10 protein-coding genes are annotated in these 14,493 nt (G+C 75.1%); 4 read left to right on the forward strand and 6 right to left on the reverse strand.

Annotation, left to right across the window (positions count from 1 at the left end; genetic code table 11):
* From ABWI07_RS42940 to ABWI07_RS42950, 3 genes are all read left to right on the forward strand, one after another.
* Window positions 1-3,144: type I polyketide synthase (locus ABWI07_RS42940; protein WP_353822066.1), on the forward strand; the 3,144-nt coding region annotated here is incomplete at its 5' end.
* Window positions 3,145-3,186: 42 nt separating this feature from the next.
* Window positions 3,187-4,053, forward strand: coding sequence for an SAM-dependent methyltransferase (locus ABWI07_RS42945; RefSeq protein WP_149256788.1), 867 nt, complete (start codon window positions 3,187-3,189; stop codon window positions 4,051-4,053).
* 53 nt (window positions 4,054-4,106) lie between these two features.
* Entirely contained in the window at window positions 4,107-5,303 is a 1,197-nt protein-coding gene (locus ABWI07_RS42950) for a cytochrome P450 (RefSeq protein ID WP_353822067.1), read from the forward strand.
* Between the two features lie 4 nt (window positions 5,304-5,307).
* On the opposite strand, the gene ABWI07_RS42955 is transcribed toward ABWI07_RS42950, so the two are convergent.
* Genes ABWI07_RS42955 through ABWI07_RS42975 form a run of 5 tightly spaced genes read right to left on the reverse strand, consistent with a single transcriptional unit; the run spans window position 5,308 to window position 10,353 of the window.
* On the reverse strand, window positions 5,308-6,405 hold the full coding sequence (locus ABWI07_RS42955) for an alpha/beta hydrolase (protein ID WP_149256787.1): 1,098 nt from the start codon (window positions 6,403-6,405) through the stop codon (window positions 5,308-5,310).
* Complete coding sequence (locus ABWI07_RS42960) at window positions 6,392-7,189, reverse strand: 2-oxo acid dehydrogenase subunit E2 (RefSeq protein ID WP_149256786.1); 798 nt, start codon at window positions 7,187-7,189, stop codon at window positions 6,392-6,394. Before ABWI07_RS42960 ends, ABWI07_RS42955 begins: the two co-directional genes overlap by 14 nt.
* Window positions 7,186-7,413 (reverse strand): acyl carrier protein, encoded by a 228-nt coding sequence (locus tag ABWI07_RS42965; RefSeq protein ID WP_149256785.1) that lies wholly within the window; start codon window positions 7,411-7,413, stop codon window positions 7,186-7,188. Before ABWI07_RS42965 ends, ABWI07_RS42960 begins: the two co-directional genes overlap by 4 nt.
* A complete protein-coding gene (locus tag ABWI07_RS42970) occupies window positions 7,410-9,299 on the reverse strand; it encodes an HAD-IIIC family phosphatase (protein ID WP_353822068.1) in 1,890 nt (629 codons plus the stop codon). Before ABWI07_RS42970 ends, ABWI07_RS42965 begins: the two co-directional genes overlap by 4 nt.
* Window positions 9,300-9,324: 25 nt before the next feature.
* Complete coding sequence (locus ABWI07_RS42975) at window positions 9,325-10,353, reverse strand: 3-oxoacyl-ACP synthase III family protein (RefSeq protein ID WP_353822069.1); 1,029 nt, start codon at window positions 10,351-10,353, stop codon at window positions 9,325-9,327.
* 236 nt (window positions 10,354-10,589) lie between these two features.
* On the opposite strand from ABWI07_RS42975, the gene ABWI07_RS42980 reads away from it, so the two are divergent.
* Window positions 10,590-12,320 (forward strand): ABC transporter permease, encoded by a 1,731-nt coding sequence (locus ABWI07_RS42980; RefSeq protein ID WP_149256782.1) that lies wholly within the window; start codon window positions 10,590-10,592, stop codon window positions 12,318-12,320.
* A 7-nt stretch (window positions 12,321-12,327) separates the two neighbouring features.
* Here the strand turns inward: ABWI07_RS42980 and ABWI07_RS42985 are convergent.
* Window positions 12,328-14,493 (reverse strand): phosphopantetheine-binding protein (locus tag ABWI07_RS42985; protein ID WP_353822070.1); only part of this gene is annotated, 2,166 nt, incomplete at its 5' end.

A 14,493-nucleotide genomic window follows, 5' to 3' on the forward strand; every position in this document is an offset into this window, starting at 1 on the left:
GCCTACCTCGAAATCGGACCGCACCCGGCCTTGACCACGGCCGCGCGCGGCGTCCTCGGCGAACTGCCCGACGGCGCCGCGGCCGCGGCGGTTCCGACACTGCGCGACGGCCAGCCCGAGGTGCACGCGGTCCTCACCGCCCTCGCGCACCTGCACGTCCGCGGGCACACCGCCGATTGGGCCGCGCTAGTGCCGGACGGCGCGACGGTGCCGCTGCCGACCTACGCCTTCCAGCACCGCCGCTACTGGCTGGAGCGCCGGCCGGCGCGCGCCGCGCTCACCGGCACCGGGCTCGCGTCCACGGGCCACCCGCTGCTCACCGCCGCCGTCACGCCCGCCGACCGAGACGCGCCGCTGCTCACCGGACGCCTCGATGCCGCCGCGCACCCGTGGCTGGCCGAGCACACCGTGGGCGGCGCCGTCCTCCTGCCGGGCGCGGCATTCGCCGACCTGGCGCTGCATGCCGGCCGTCACGTCGGCCTGCCCGCCGTGCACGAGTTGACCATCGTCGCGCCACTTCGCCTGCCCTCCGACGGCGCCATGGAGATCCAGGTCTCGATCCAGGCGCCGGACGAGCGGGGGCGGCGCGGGTTCGGCATCCACGCCCGTCCGGAGCCGGCGGCACCCGGCGAACCGTGGACCACCCATGCGACCGGGGAGCTGACGGCGGACTCCGGGACCGCCGGCGCCGGGGCAGCCGATGCCGGTCCCGGTGCGCCGTGGCCGCCGCCCGAGGCCGAACCGCTCCCCACCGAGAACCTCTACAGCCGATTGGAGGAGGAGGGGATCACCTACGGCCCGCGCTTCCAGGCGCTCACCGCCGCGTGGCGCGACACCGCCTCGGGCACCCTGTACGGCGAACTCCGGCCGCCCGCAGGGCTCGACGCCTCCGGCCACACGGTGCACCCGGCCTTCCTGGACGCGGCCCTGCATCCGCTGATGCTCGCCGGCGCGACCGGCGGCGAGACCGGCGGCGAGACCGGCGAGAACGCGGAGCCCGGCGAGTCCGTGCGAGTGCCGTTCGCGTGGACCGACGTCGTGGTCCACGCGGGTCTTCCGCACCCGGCGGACGGGGCGGCGGCGCGGGTGGTGCTGTCGGCCGAGGACGGTGGCCCGGTGACGATCCGGATCACCACCGAGGACGGGACCCCGCTGCTCACCGTCGGCGGCCTGGTGTCGCGGCCCCTCGACCCGGCCGTCGTGGCCGCCGGCCGCCACCACAACGCCCTGTTCCACCTGGAGTGGGACCCGGTGCCGCTGCCGGACGCCCCGCCCGCCGGGCGGTGCACCGTGGTCACCGGCCACTCCCCCGCTCTCGCGGCTGCGGTCCTGGACGCCCTGCGTGAGACCGGCCTGCCCTGCGACTCCGTCGAGGACCTCGACGACCTGGGGCTGCCCGGCTCCGACAACGAGGGCCATGTCCTGGTACCCGTCACCTCTGTCCCCGTCACCTCTCCGGAGAACGAGGACGCGGCGGCGCTCGCCCATGCCGCCGCCTATCGTGCCCTGTCGGCGATGCAGCGCCGGATCGCCGACGGCGGCGAGGGGCGCCTCACCTTCGTCACGTCCGGGACGGTGTCCGCGGTACCCGGAGAGTCCGTGACCGACCTCCCGCACAGCACGCTGTGGGGCCTGGTCCGCACCGCCGGGGCCGAGCACCCGGGACGGTTCGGGCTGATCGACCTCGACGGGCACGCGGCCTCCCTGCACGCGGTGCCCACCGCTCTCGCCCTGGACGAACCCCAGCTCGCGCTCCGCGCCGGCACGGCCCGCGCGCCCCGTCTGGTGCGGACGGCGACCGGCGCCGCGGCGGACGCGCCTCCCGCCCCCTACGGCCGCGGGACCGTCCTGGTGACCGGCGGCACCGGCACCCTCGGCGGTCTGGTGGCGGAGCACCTCGCGGCCCGGCACGGCGTCCGGGACCTGGTTCTGGTCAGCCGCCGTGGTCCCGGCGCCCCGGGCGCCGACGGCCTCGCCGCCCGGCTGACCGAGCTGGGCGCGCACCCCCGAATCGAGTCCTGCGACGTCTCCGACGCGGACGCGCTGGGGCGGCTCGTGGCGGACCTGCCCGCCGACCCTCCTCTCACGGCGGTCGTGCACGCCGCGGGCGTCCTCGACGACGCCGTGCTCACCTCGCAGAGCGGCCTGCACATCGACGAGGTGTTCGCGCCGAAGGTGACGGCCGCATGGAACCTGCACAGGCTCACCGAGGACACCGGCGCGGCCCTCGTGATGTTCTCCTCGTCGGCGGGCAGCCTCGGCGGCCTCGGCCAAGGGAACTATGCCGCCGCCAACGCCTTCCTCGACGCCCTGGCGCAGTACCGGCGCGCCCGGGGCTTGGCCGCGGTCAGCCTCGCGTGGGGGCTGTGGGAGGTGGAGACGGGGATGACCGGCGGGCTCGGCCGGCAGGACCGGGCCCGGGTGGCGCGCTCGGGCACCCTCCCGATCTCCACCGAGGACGGGATGGACATGCTCGACATGGCGCTCGGCCTGCCGCACGCCCACCTGGTGCCCGCCCGTCTGGACCTGGCCGCCCTGCGCAACGCGGGGGCGTCCTCGCCGCTGCTGCGCCGGCTCCTGCCGGACGCGGGACCGGCCGCCGCGGCCGGACCCGACGCCGGGACGGCCGTGGCGCCGCAGTTGGACGGGCTGGACGAGCCCGAGCAGCGGCAGCGGCTCGTGGAGCTGGTACAGGCGCAGGCCGCCACCGTCCTCGGGCATTCCGACCCCGACGGCGTCGGCGCCGCCCGGCCGTTCAACGAGCTCGGGTTCGACTCTCTGACCAGCATCGAGCTGCGCAACCGGTTGAACGGCGCCACCGGCCTGCAACTGCCCGCGACCGTCCTGTTCGACTACCCGACCCCGCTCGCCCTCGCCGACCACGTGCGCGAGCAGCTCACCGGCCCGCAACCCGAACCGGCAGAGACGGTCTTCGGCGACCTGGACCGGCTGGAGGAGTCCGTGGCCGGCCTGCCGGACGGCGACCGCGCCCGCGTGATGCTGCGGATGCAGTCGCTGCTGGGCCGCTGGGCCAGGGACGCCGGGACCGCCGGGACCCCGGACGGCGCCGGAGTGCAGGCGGCCACCACGGCCGACGAGGTCATGGACTTCATCGACAAGGAACTCGGCCGCAACCTCGACTGACCACCCGCCACCGGCAACCCGCCGCGACCCAATGGAGACACCATGGCCTCTGGAGAGACGACGAGCACCGCCTTCCCCTCGCCGGGCGAGATCGGCCACTTCTACGACCGGACCGGACGCCACCTCACCCGCTTCTTCGGCGGCGCCATGCACTACGGCTACTGGACCGGGCCCGACGACGACAGCAGCCTGGAGGAGGCGTCCGAGCGCTTCACCGACCTGATGGCCGAGAAGCTCGGCGTGGCGGGGGGACGGATCCTCGACCTCGGATGCGGTACCGGCGAGCCCGCCATCCGGGTGGCCCGGACGACCGGCGCCGAGGTGATCGGCATCTCGGTCAGCGCCGAGGACGTGCGGACGGCCACCGCGCGCGCGGCGGCGGCCGGGCTCGCCGAACGGGTCCGGTTCGAGGTCGCCGACGCGATGGCCCCGCCGTTTCCGACGGACTCCTTCGACGCGGTGCTCGCGCTGGAATCCATGGGGCACATGCCCGACCGGGCCCGGGTGCTCGCCGAGATCGCGCGGGTGCTGAGGCCGGGGGGCCGGCTCGCCTTCTGCGAGGCGTTTCGCAAGGCGACCCTGTCCCCCGAGGCGGAGCGGGCCGCGCGCGCCGTGTTCGATGCCTGGATGGGCGGCTCGCCGCTCATCCCGATCGAGGACTACCCTCCGCTGGTCCGCGGCGCGGGCCTGGAACTCGACGAGGTCGTCGATGTCAGCGTCAACATCCAGAAGACCCAGGCGCACTTGATGGAGCGCATGCGCGCCGGCCTGGACGAGGACCCCGAGTTCCCGCCTGACCTGGCCCGGGTCATGCAGGCGCAGCGCGACGTGCTGCCCTTCCGGGACGAGATCGTCGCCCAAGGCGGCTACGGGGGCTACCTCGTCGTGACCGCCCACCTGCCCGCCTAGGACCACCCGTCCCGTGGTCGCCGGCGTCCGGCGCCGGCCCGTGAGGAGGCACAGTGACCACCGACCCGCGGACCTTGCCCGTCGCACCGCCCCGGCTGTCGGACGGGGGTGCGGACTTGTTCGGCTGGGCGCGCCGGATGCGCGACGAGCGGCCTGTGGCGCGCGATCCGGACGGCATCTGGCACGTGCTGCGCTACGCCGACGTGCAGCGGGTCGTGTCCGACCACGCCGTGTTCTCCAGCGACCCGGCCCCGGTGCTGCCGGGCACGGCCCGGTTCCGAGGCAGCATGCTGTGGCTGGACCCGCCCGAACACCAGAAGGTGCGGCGCGTGATCAGCAGGATCTTCACCCCGAAGGCGGTGGCCGAGCTGGAGCCGCGCGTGCGCCGCACCGCGGTGGAGCTGCTGGACGCGGCCGCGGGACGCACGGAACTGGAGCTGGTGCGGGACCTGGCGCTGCCGCTGCCCATCACCGTCATCGCCGAGATCCTCGGCATCCCCACGTCCGACCGCGCCCGGTTCGAGATGTGGGCCGCGCGGATGGTGGCCGCCCTCGTCCTGGACCCGGTCACCGACCCCGACGCGATGAAGCGGGTCGGGGCCGGGTCCGGCGAGGTGAACGCCTACCTGCTGGAGCACTGCCGGCGGCGGCGCGCCGAACCGGCCGGGGACCTGCTGAGCCGGCTGGTGACGGCAGACGTGGACGGGCACCGGCTGACCGATCGGGAGGCGATGAACTTCGGCCGCGTACTGCTGGAGGCCGCGCTCATCACCACCACCATGATGATCACCAACACGGTGGAGTGCCTGGACCGGCACCCGGGCGTCGCGGCCGAGGTGCGCGCCGACCGGTCGCTGGTCCCCGCGGCGTTCGACGAGACGCTGCGGTACCGGCCCCCGATCCTGATGATCCCCCGCTACACCCGCGGCGCCGTCGAGATCGCGGGGGCGACGATCCCCCCGCGCTCGCTGGTCAAGGCATGGCTGGCCTCCGCCAACCGGGACGAGCGGCAGTTCGCCCGCCCCGACGAGTTCGACCTGCGGCGCCGCCCGAACCCCCACATCGCCTTCGGCAAGGGAATCCACTACTGCCTGGGCGCGCAACTGGCCCGCCTGGAGGGGGAGATCGCCCTGAACCTCCTGCTGGACCGCTACTCGGACATCCGGGTCACGCCCGGTGCGGCACTGGAGCACCACCCGCAGAACTTCTTCGGGGTCAAGCGCCTGCCGCTGACCGTCGTGCCGGCCTGACGGATCAGCGGCTCCGGAGGGCGGTCAGGCCGCGACGGGCCCGCAACGCGGCCAGCACCCCGCCGAGGAGCGCGGCCTGGACGCCGCCCCGGCCTCTCATCTCCAGCAGCGACCGCGCCGTCCACAGGCTCGACTCGGCCAGATGGTGCGGCGAAGCGTGCACATCGTCCAGTTCCAGGACCTTCAGGTCGCGCAGGTGCGCGCGGAGGCGGGCGACGTCCGCACGCGGGATGATCTCGTCGCGCAGGCTGGAGACGTACCGGACGGGCGCCCGGACGCGCGCCAGTTCGGCGGAATCCAACGCGTACCCGGGCAGGATCCCGTCCAGATCCGCGCGTGCGACCCCGGCGAGATGCGCGATCGTGTCCATGGTGATGCGCGGGACCCCGCGGCGCCAGGACGCGTCGGTGAAGAACGGGCCGACCGGGGCACCGGTCGTCGCGATGCCGCGCAGCCGCGAGTCCTCGGCGGCGCAGCGCAGTGCCAGGTGTCCGCTGAAGCTGAGCGCGAGCGCGTAGGTGCGGGCGGTGTCGGCCCGGGAGCCGACCGCGTCCATCAGCGCCGACAGCATCTCGTGCGCCCGTGCGGTGTACGGGACGCCGTTCTCCCCCACGCCCGGCATCTCCGTCACCACGCACGCCATGCCGAGCCGGGCGGACTGCCGAAGCGTCGGCGCCCATTGCTCCTTCACGCTGACGATGCCCCCCGTGACGATCAGCAGCGGCAGCGGTTTCCGGGACGACAGGCCGGCGGCGTAGCAGCCGAATCGCCCGCCGGCGGCCTCGATGTCGAGGCGCTCGACCCCGCGGAGCCCGCGCCGCCATTCGCCGAACATCTCCACGCATTTCTTGTGCGCGTGCGCGCGGGCCGGGCCGTCCACATAGGGGAACCGGGCCATGGCGTAGTGCCTGCCTGCCTCCAGCGGACGCCCGCGGCGCTCGAACTCCTCGGCGGCCTCGCACCAGACGCGTGCCCAGGAGCCGCGCGCCCCTTCCTCGTCGCCGGTGATCCGGCGCAGGATCTCCGCGCAATGCCGCGGCGACATCCGCTGGGTGCGGGCGTGCACGGCGGCGAAGGTCTTCAGTTCCTCAACGTCGTTCATCGGCGCCCTCTCCCGACAGGGCCGGGAGGTGCTCGGCGAAGCCCTCCAGGCCGTCCTTGACGTCGGCCAGCAGGTCCGCGGCCTCGGCACCGTCGATCACGCGGTGGTCGAAGGCCAGGTTGAGCCGCATGATCGGCGCGATGGCGACCGCCCCGTCGCGGACGACGGGCCGCTCCAGCACGCGGCCGATCCCGAGCGTGACGGTGGTGCCGCCGACCGAGTGGAAACCGTCCACCGGACGGTGGCCGAGGGAGGTGACCGCGAACGTCCCCAGCACCTCGGCACGACGCGCAAGCGGCCGGGACCCCAGCCGGTAGGCCAGCGGGCGCAGCGGCCATGGCAGTCGATGCAGCACCCGGACCCCGGAGAACTCGGGCATCGCGGCCGGGTCACCGTCACGGAGGTGGTCGATGCGGCGCTGCACCTCCTCCAGCGAGGCGCGGTCGGTGTCCGGGACGACGGCGGCGAGGACCACCCGCCGGCCGTTCAGGGTCTTGTCCAGGGTGACCTTGCCGTGTGCCGCCGGGTAGCGGGCCACCGTGGGCCGGACCCGGCCGCGGATGGCGGCGTTGGCCTCCGGGTGGCGGACGAGGGCCCGGCCCGCGACGTGCAGCACGTAGGAGACGATCGAGTAGTGCCCGCCGCCGGCGCGGCTCGCGGCGCGGTGCGCCAGCACGCGGGACATGTCGACCTCGGTGTCCAGGAAGACCGGCGCGAACGGCCGCAGCTCCTCCAGGAAGTGCAGGGTGTGGCGCCGCTCGTGGGCGACGGGTGCGGTCCTCATGGCGCGGCGACGAGGGCGTAGACGCTCTCCAGGCTGGCCGCCTCGAGCAGGTCCGGCATGGACAGGCTGCGGCCGGTCCGCTCCTCCAGCACGGTGAGCAGCCACAGCAGGTGGACCGAGTCCCAGCCGGGGAGGCTGTCGAACTCCAGGCCGGCGGTCTCGACCGTCACCGGCAGGCCGAGTTCGTCGCGGACGAGCGCGACGAGGTCGTCGATCGTGTTCACTGTTGCGTCCCTTCGGATGCCGCGAATCCGGCGGTGAGCCTGATGTGGCCGGGTGCCGGGGCGATGTGGCGCAGGTCGTGGCGGAAGGTGCGCGCGCCGTCCGGGCCGTCCGCTCCGCCGTCGCGCCGGAAGCCCTGCCGCGGGTAGAAGTCCCGGGCCCCCGCGTTGCGGGGCGTCGGCACGTACGTGCCCACCACCGCGCTGGCCCCTGTGGCGCGCGCGTGCAGGAGGACGGCGGACATGCACGCCTGTTCGATGCCTCGGGCGAAGACCCGGCAGCTCAGCAGGAAGTTGTCGATGTGCAGCTCATCGCCGCGGCGGCGCAGGAACACCGCGCCCACCGTCCCGTTGTCGCCGAAGCGGTCGGCGGCGCGGACGGTCAGCACGGAGGTGTCCGGATCCGTGGCCATGGCGGCGACCTCGCCCTGTGAGAGGCGCCGCGTGGTGAGGTTGAACTGGTTGGTGCGCAGCGTGATCTGGGAGACGCGCGGAATGTCGCGCTCCCGGGCGGGGGCGACGTCCACGCTGACGTCCAGTTCCCGGAGGTAGTCGGCCAGGGAGTCGAACCCGGCGGAGAAGTCCCGCCGGTCCAGCTCGGCGCGGTAGCGGGCCGGACGCGCGGCGTCCTCCCGGGTCAGCTCGACCACGTCGAACCAGCCGTCGCGCAGCAGGCGCGGCGCGTGCCAGGCCGGCTCTTCGTCCACCGCGACGACGGCGACCTCCGGGAGGCGGTGCGCGACCAGGTCGCGCTCGTAGGGGCTGTCGTCCACGAAGACGAGGCACTCGACGCCCAGGCCGAGATCGGCGGCCAGTTCGACGAGGTTGTCGGGCTTGGGCCCCCAGTTCGCGACGATCCGGACGAAGTCCTCCTCGCGCAGCACCATGCCCGGATGTTCCCGGAACGCGGTCCGGACCAGGTCGGCGTCGTTCTTGCTGACGACGGCGAGGAGGATCCCCTGCGAGGCGAGTTGGCCGACCACACGCTGGAAGCTCGCGAACGCCTCCCCGCGCAGGCCTTCGCCGACGGTGACGCCCTCCGGTCCGTCGTCCCCGAGTGTTCCGCCCCACAGCGTGCCGTCGAGGTCCAGGACCAGGCACTTGCGTGTGCGCCCGGCCAGGTGCCGTGCGAGGTGCCCGGCCTCCCGGGCGTAGGCCGCGAGGACCTCCGCGTTCAGGTGCGCCTTGGCGTAGACCGAGGGCCGCGGGTCCTCGACCGCTCCGGCTGCGCCGACGAGGGGGTCGAGGTCCAGGACGACGACATCGGGGTGTTCGGCCGCCAGTTCCAGGAGCGCGGTGTTGAACTCCCGCCAGACGATGCCGAGCCGCGCCCTGGAGCGGTGGTCCACGAGCTGGGCGGCGTGCCCGTGCTCAAGCGGAACGGTGTTGAGCACCAGCGTGCCCCGGCCGGCGGAGGTGAACGCGACGGCCAGCTTTCGCAGCAGGGCGGCCTTCTCCCGAGCGGCTCGCTCGACGTCGCCGGGCCGCCAAGACGGGGGGACCTCGTCGAATACCACTCCGGCGTCGAGGACGCACAGCGTCAGGTCGGGCTCGGCGGCGTACAGGGCGCTCGCGGGGTCGAGCAACTCGCTCACGTACGTGCCGAACGGAGCCAGGTGGGGACGCGTGAGGATCCCGTGCCGGGCCAGCTCGGCGGTCAGCGCGGGCACCAGCCCGGCGACGGTGCCGTGCCCGGTGATCGCGACGGTGCACGCCGGCACGCCGGGATGGGTCCGCGCGACCTCGTCGGGGTCGAGCCGGGCCAGCAGCCTCCCGGCCCTGGCCAGTTCGGCGTCGGAGGCGCCGAGCAGCAGGGCCCGGACACGCGGGTACTCGGCGGCGAGCCGGCCGGCCGCGGCCAGCTCGGTGAGCCGGCCGGGTCCCTTCACGGCGGGGACGGGGCGGCGCGGCACCTCAGGCCCTCTCCAGGGCCAGCCCGCCCCTGATCCACTTGCTGGCCTCGATGGCGACGGCGAGCGCCCGCTCCCCCGGCCCGATCCGCTCCATCAGGCGTTCGAGCTGGAAGAACAGCAGGCCGTTGCCGTTGTTGCCGATCTCGCGGACGCAGGACAGCTCCTCCGGCCCGGGGACGGCCATCCGCTCGGCGATCCGGGCGGTCATCCGGCCGGAGAGCTGCGGGGGGAGCAGGTAGGACAGCTCGTCGGCCTTCCAGTTCACCTGGCCCAGGAGCTCGTGCATGGTCTCCGCCGCCATCTCCGGCACGGACGCCTCGATCGCCTTGTAGTCCTCGCTGGCGGCCGGGCCCTCGGCGCGCCGGCTCGCCCCGTACCAGGCGACGGTCTGACCCGGCGGGCGGCCGAGGCCCGACAGCCGCAGCAGCAGCCGGCGCAGCAGGACTCCGTCGGGGGACGGAGCGGTGGACAGCACGGCGGCGCCCATCCCGTCGCCGAACAGCACCAGGTTGACGAGCTGGGCCGGAAGCGCCGCCGAGATGTCCGCGCTCGGGTCCAGGTGCTTGTAGGAGACGTCCCCGCCGAGGACCAGGGCGGTGCGCGCCGTTCCGGCCAGCAGCGCCTGCTGCGCCACCATGAGCGCCTGCACGGCGCCGGTGCAGCCGGACTGGAGCTGGAAGCTCGGTACACCGTCCACGCCGAGCCGGTCGGCGATCACGTTCACGGTGGCGGGCATCAGCTCGTCGGGCGAGGCGGTCCCGAGCACGATCAGGTCCACCTCGGACGGGTCGACGCCCGCGGCCGCCAGCGCCTCCGCGCCGACCTCCGCACCGAGGTCGGCGAGCGTGCAGCGGGTCTCGCCGGTCTCCAGGTCGACGGCGTAATGCCGGTTGGCGGTGCCGACGAAGGTGTCCACCCAGCTCTGCCACGCCTCCCCCATGCCGAACCGCCGGGCCAGCGTCGCGTTGTCGACCGGTGGGCCGGGCAGGGCGGTCCGTACCGAGCGGACGCTGATGTCCGGAGCAGCCATGGGATTCCTCTCCGCGGTCGGGCGTGGTCGCCGGCGGGCGCGGCCGCGCCCATGACGCCTGCCGGATCAGGCTAGGAAGCGGGGCTTGGACGGCGCTTTCCCGCGCGATCGCGGGGCCTAGGGGCGGGCGGCACCGGTAATAGGGGTGGGCCGGGCGGCGCGGGGGACGGATGATCGTGGGAGCGCCGGGGCGGGGCAGCCGCGCGCCCGCCCGCGCCCTCTCCTAGGAGCGCCCCATGATGCATCCTCGGACCGTCGGCCGCGCGCGAGAGGACGCGCGGACGCGCGGCGCCGAGAGGGCGCCCTCGGCACCCCGCCGCTCACGCGCGCGCGAGCGCCGACCGACGGCCTTCGCCGGCACCATCGCCCTGACCAGGCTCGCGGTGCGCTACGACCGGGTGCGGCTGCCTGCCTGGACGCTCGGGACCGCGGCCATTCTGTGCCTGTGGGTGACCTCGGTCGTGGCCTCCTACCCGACCGCGCAAGACCGGATGGGCCAGGCCAGGGTGTTCGCGCGCAGCGCCGCCGCCCGTGCGGTGGACGGCGCGGTGTCGGGCACCGGGATCGGCTCCCTCGTGATGGCCGAGGTGCTGATCTCGGCGGCCGCGGCGGTCGGGCTGATCAGCACGTTCGCGGTCGTCCGGCTTACCCGCGCCCATGAGGAGGCGGGGCGTGCCGACCTGGTCGGCGCGGGTGCCGTGGGGCGCTGCGCGGCCCCGGCGGCGGCGCTGCTCCGCGTGCTCGGCGCCAATGTCCTGCTGGTGCCGCCGGCGGCCGGGGCGCTCATCGTCAACGGGCTGCCCGCCGCCGGGTCGTTCGCCGCGGCGGCCGGGCTGGGCGGCGTCGGCGTGGCCTGCGGGGCCATGGCCGCCGTCGCGGCGCAGCTCACCGCGACGGCCCGCGGCGCGAACCTGCTGGCCGTGGCGCTGGTCGCGGCCGCGTTCCTGGTGCGCGCCGTCGGCGACGTGATGGGCCATGTCGGCCCGGGCGGCGTGTCGGTGGAGGGCGCCTGGCCGTCCTGGCTGTCGCCGATCGGCTGGTGCCAGAAGCTGTCCCCCTACGCGGGCGAGCGCTGGTGGGTGCTCGCGCTGTTCGCGGTGTTCAGCGGCGCCGCGGCCGCGCTCGCCTTCCGGCTGGCGGCGCACCGCGAGATCGGCGCCGGGGTCCTGCCCGCGCGCGAGGCCGCGGAGGGCGCGCCGCGCTCCCTGCGCGGCCCGATCGGGCTGGCCTGGCGCATCCAGCGGGCCCACCTGCTCGGATGGGCGATCGCGTTCGTGGCACTGGGGGCCACGTTCGGCGGGATCGGTGCCGAGGCCGAGGAGATCGTGCGGACGAGCGACCAGCTCACCACGTTCGCCGACCGGCTCGGCGGCGCCGAACCGGTACAGGTGTGGTTCACCTTCCACATGGGGCTCACGGCGGCGATCCTGACCGCGCGGTTCACCGTGCAGGCGCTGCAGAAGATGCGGGCCGAGGAGGCGGCAGGGCGGCTCGGCCCGCTGCTGACAGCGGGGGTCGGCCGGAGCCGCTGGCTCCTCGCGCACGTCCTGTGGGTCGCGGCCGGGACGGTCGGGCTGCTGCTGCTCATCGCACTGAGCGCGGCGGCGGCTTACGGTGCGGCGTCCGGTGACGCGACAGGTGAGCTGGGCGCGATCCTGGGCGGTGCCGCAGCGCGCATCCCGGCCGAGTTCGTGGTCGGCGGCGCGGCCATCGCGGTGTTCGGGCTGGCGGGGCCCCGGGCACGGGTGCCGATGTGGCTGGTGTTCGTGGTGGCGGTGGTCCTCGGCCCGCTGGCGATGTTCGGAGACCTGCCCCAGCCGCTCCTCGACGTCTCGCCGTTCACGCACGTCCACGAGGTGCCGGCGGGACCGGTCGGAGTCGTGCCGGTGCTCGGGCTGCTGGCGGCCGCGTGCGCGTTCACGGCGGTCGGGCTGCTGGCCTTCCGGCGACGCGATCTGGCCGGTTGAGCCGCCCTCAGTTGACGGTTTCCACGGCCGTCCGCTCAGCCGGCACCTGTTCAGGGCCCGCGGGCGGGCGGTCGTCTTCCAGGCCCTCCTCGCCGTCCAGAACGGTGCTCAGGTGCTCCGCGAGCCCGTCCGGGGTCGGGTGGTCGAAGACGGCGGCGGGCCGCACCGTCGCGCCGATCGCCGCGGTGAGGCGGGTGGCCAGCTCGAGCGCGGCGAACGACGACATCCCGAGCTCGACCACGCTGTCGTCGGAACCGACGGCTTCGGGCTCGGCATAGCCGAGGATCTCTGCGACGGCGTCACGGACCACCGTCCGGAGCAGGCGCGAGCGCTCCGCCGGATCGGCGTCGAGCAGCTCGCGGCGCCGCGACGCCACCGCGTCCGGCGCGTCCTCCTCCTGCTCAGCCTCCGCCTCCGTGCCGCGCAGCAGCGTGGCCAGCACGCGCGGTGGCGCGTCCCCGGCGGTCTTCTCCCAGTCGACGTCGGCGATCAGAACGGACGGCTCACCGCGCACGGCGGCTTCGGCCAGCAGTCCGATGGCCTGGAGCGGGGGCAGCGGCCGCAGGCGGCCCGGCGGGTCCGCGGGCGGCGCCCCGGGCTCAGGCCAGGGGCCCGCCACCGCGAACGTCATCGGCACCCCCTCGGCGCGCCGGGCGCGGGCGAAGGCCGCCAGGAACGCGGTTCCGGACGTGCGCTCGGTCAACGCCGGGAGGTGATCACCGGCCGGCTCCGCGCACAGCAGGACGGCCGCCAGGTTCCGGTCGCGGGCGAGTCCGGCCAGGGTGGACGCCGCCGCCTCGGCGGCCGGGTGCTCCATGTCACCGACGACGTGCGCGACCGCGCCGACGGCAGGTAGGGCCGCGGCCTCATCGGGGCGGGCCGGGTCGAAGACCAGTGCTCGGGCGGCGGCGCCCAGCGCGCGCACCTCGGCGGCGAGGGCCTCGGCCGCGGCGGCGCCGGATTCGTCGGCGACCGCGAGCAGGAGGTCGACCTCGTCCGGTCCGGTGCCCGCCAGCCATCGTGCGAGGTGCCGGCCGGTCCCGGTGTCCGCGCCGCTCACGAGGACGGTGCCGTCCGCACGCCAGGACGGTGCTCCGTCGTTCCGCCCCGCGGCCGCGCGCACGAGGCGCCGGGCGAACAGGCCCGACCCCCGCAGGGCCACGTCGTCCTCGCCGGTGGCGCCGGAGAGGACGACGCGAAGCCGAGCCTCCTCGGCGGAACCGAGCGACGGAGGCAGGTCGATGAGCCTCGCGGCGGCGTCCACCCCCCAGAGGCGGGCCGCGTGCGGGTCGGCGGGAGGGTCGGACGGAAGCGCGCCGACCGCACCGGCCGTGATGATCCATGGCGGCGCCTCGACACCGAGTTCGGCGAGGGCCGCGACGAGGCAGAGCGTGGCGGCCTCGGCCTCCTCGGCGCCGAAGGCGAGGAGCGACACGACCCCCTCGGGTGGCGGTCCGCCGTCCCCGATCGCCTGGGCGAGGGCGGAGCGCACCTGCCCGGGGGTTGTGGCACCGTCCGGAATGCTCGCCCGTGTCACCGTCGCGCCGCCCGCCGCCAGGGCGTTCAGCACCGCGGCCAGCGGGCCGTCCGCGGCCGGCGCGGCGGGAACGACCGCGAGCCAGGTGCCATGCAGGCGTCCGGCTGACGTGTCGGCGACCGGGCGCCACCCGATTCGGTAGGACCATGTACGGCTGCGGCGCCAGGCCGACAGCGCGGGCAGGATCGTGCCGAGCGCATCGCGTTCCGCCGCGGCCAGTTGGAGCTTGCCGGCCACGTCGTCAAGGTCGCCGCGCTCGATCGCCTCCCAGAGGACGCCGTCGGCGCCGCCGGTCCCGGCCGGGACGTCGGGAACATGCTCAGGTGTCTCCTCGCCGGGCAGGCCCAGCCAGTAGCGGCGGCGCTGGAAGGCGTAGGTCGGCAGCGCGGCGGCGGGAGCGTCCGGTGCCAGCCGGGACCATTCGACGTCGTGGCCCTGGCTGAAGAGGTGGGCGGCGGCCGTGAGCACAGCCTCGGCTTCGGGGCGGTCTTCGCGCAGCGTGGTGACGAGACGTGCCGGGACACCCGCCGACACAGCCGCCGACTCGGACACCGACTCGGACACCGACTCGGACGCGTCGAGGATCGACGGGAGCAGGGGTGTCAGCGTCGGGTGCGGTCCGATTTCGAGGTAGGT

The organism is Actinomadura sp. NPDC000600 (assembly GCF_040492135.1).
Lineage (GTDB): Bacteria > Actinomycetota > Actinomycetes > Streptosporangiales > Streptosporangiaceae > Spirillospora.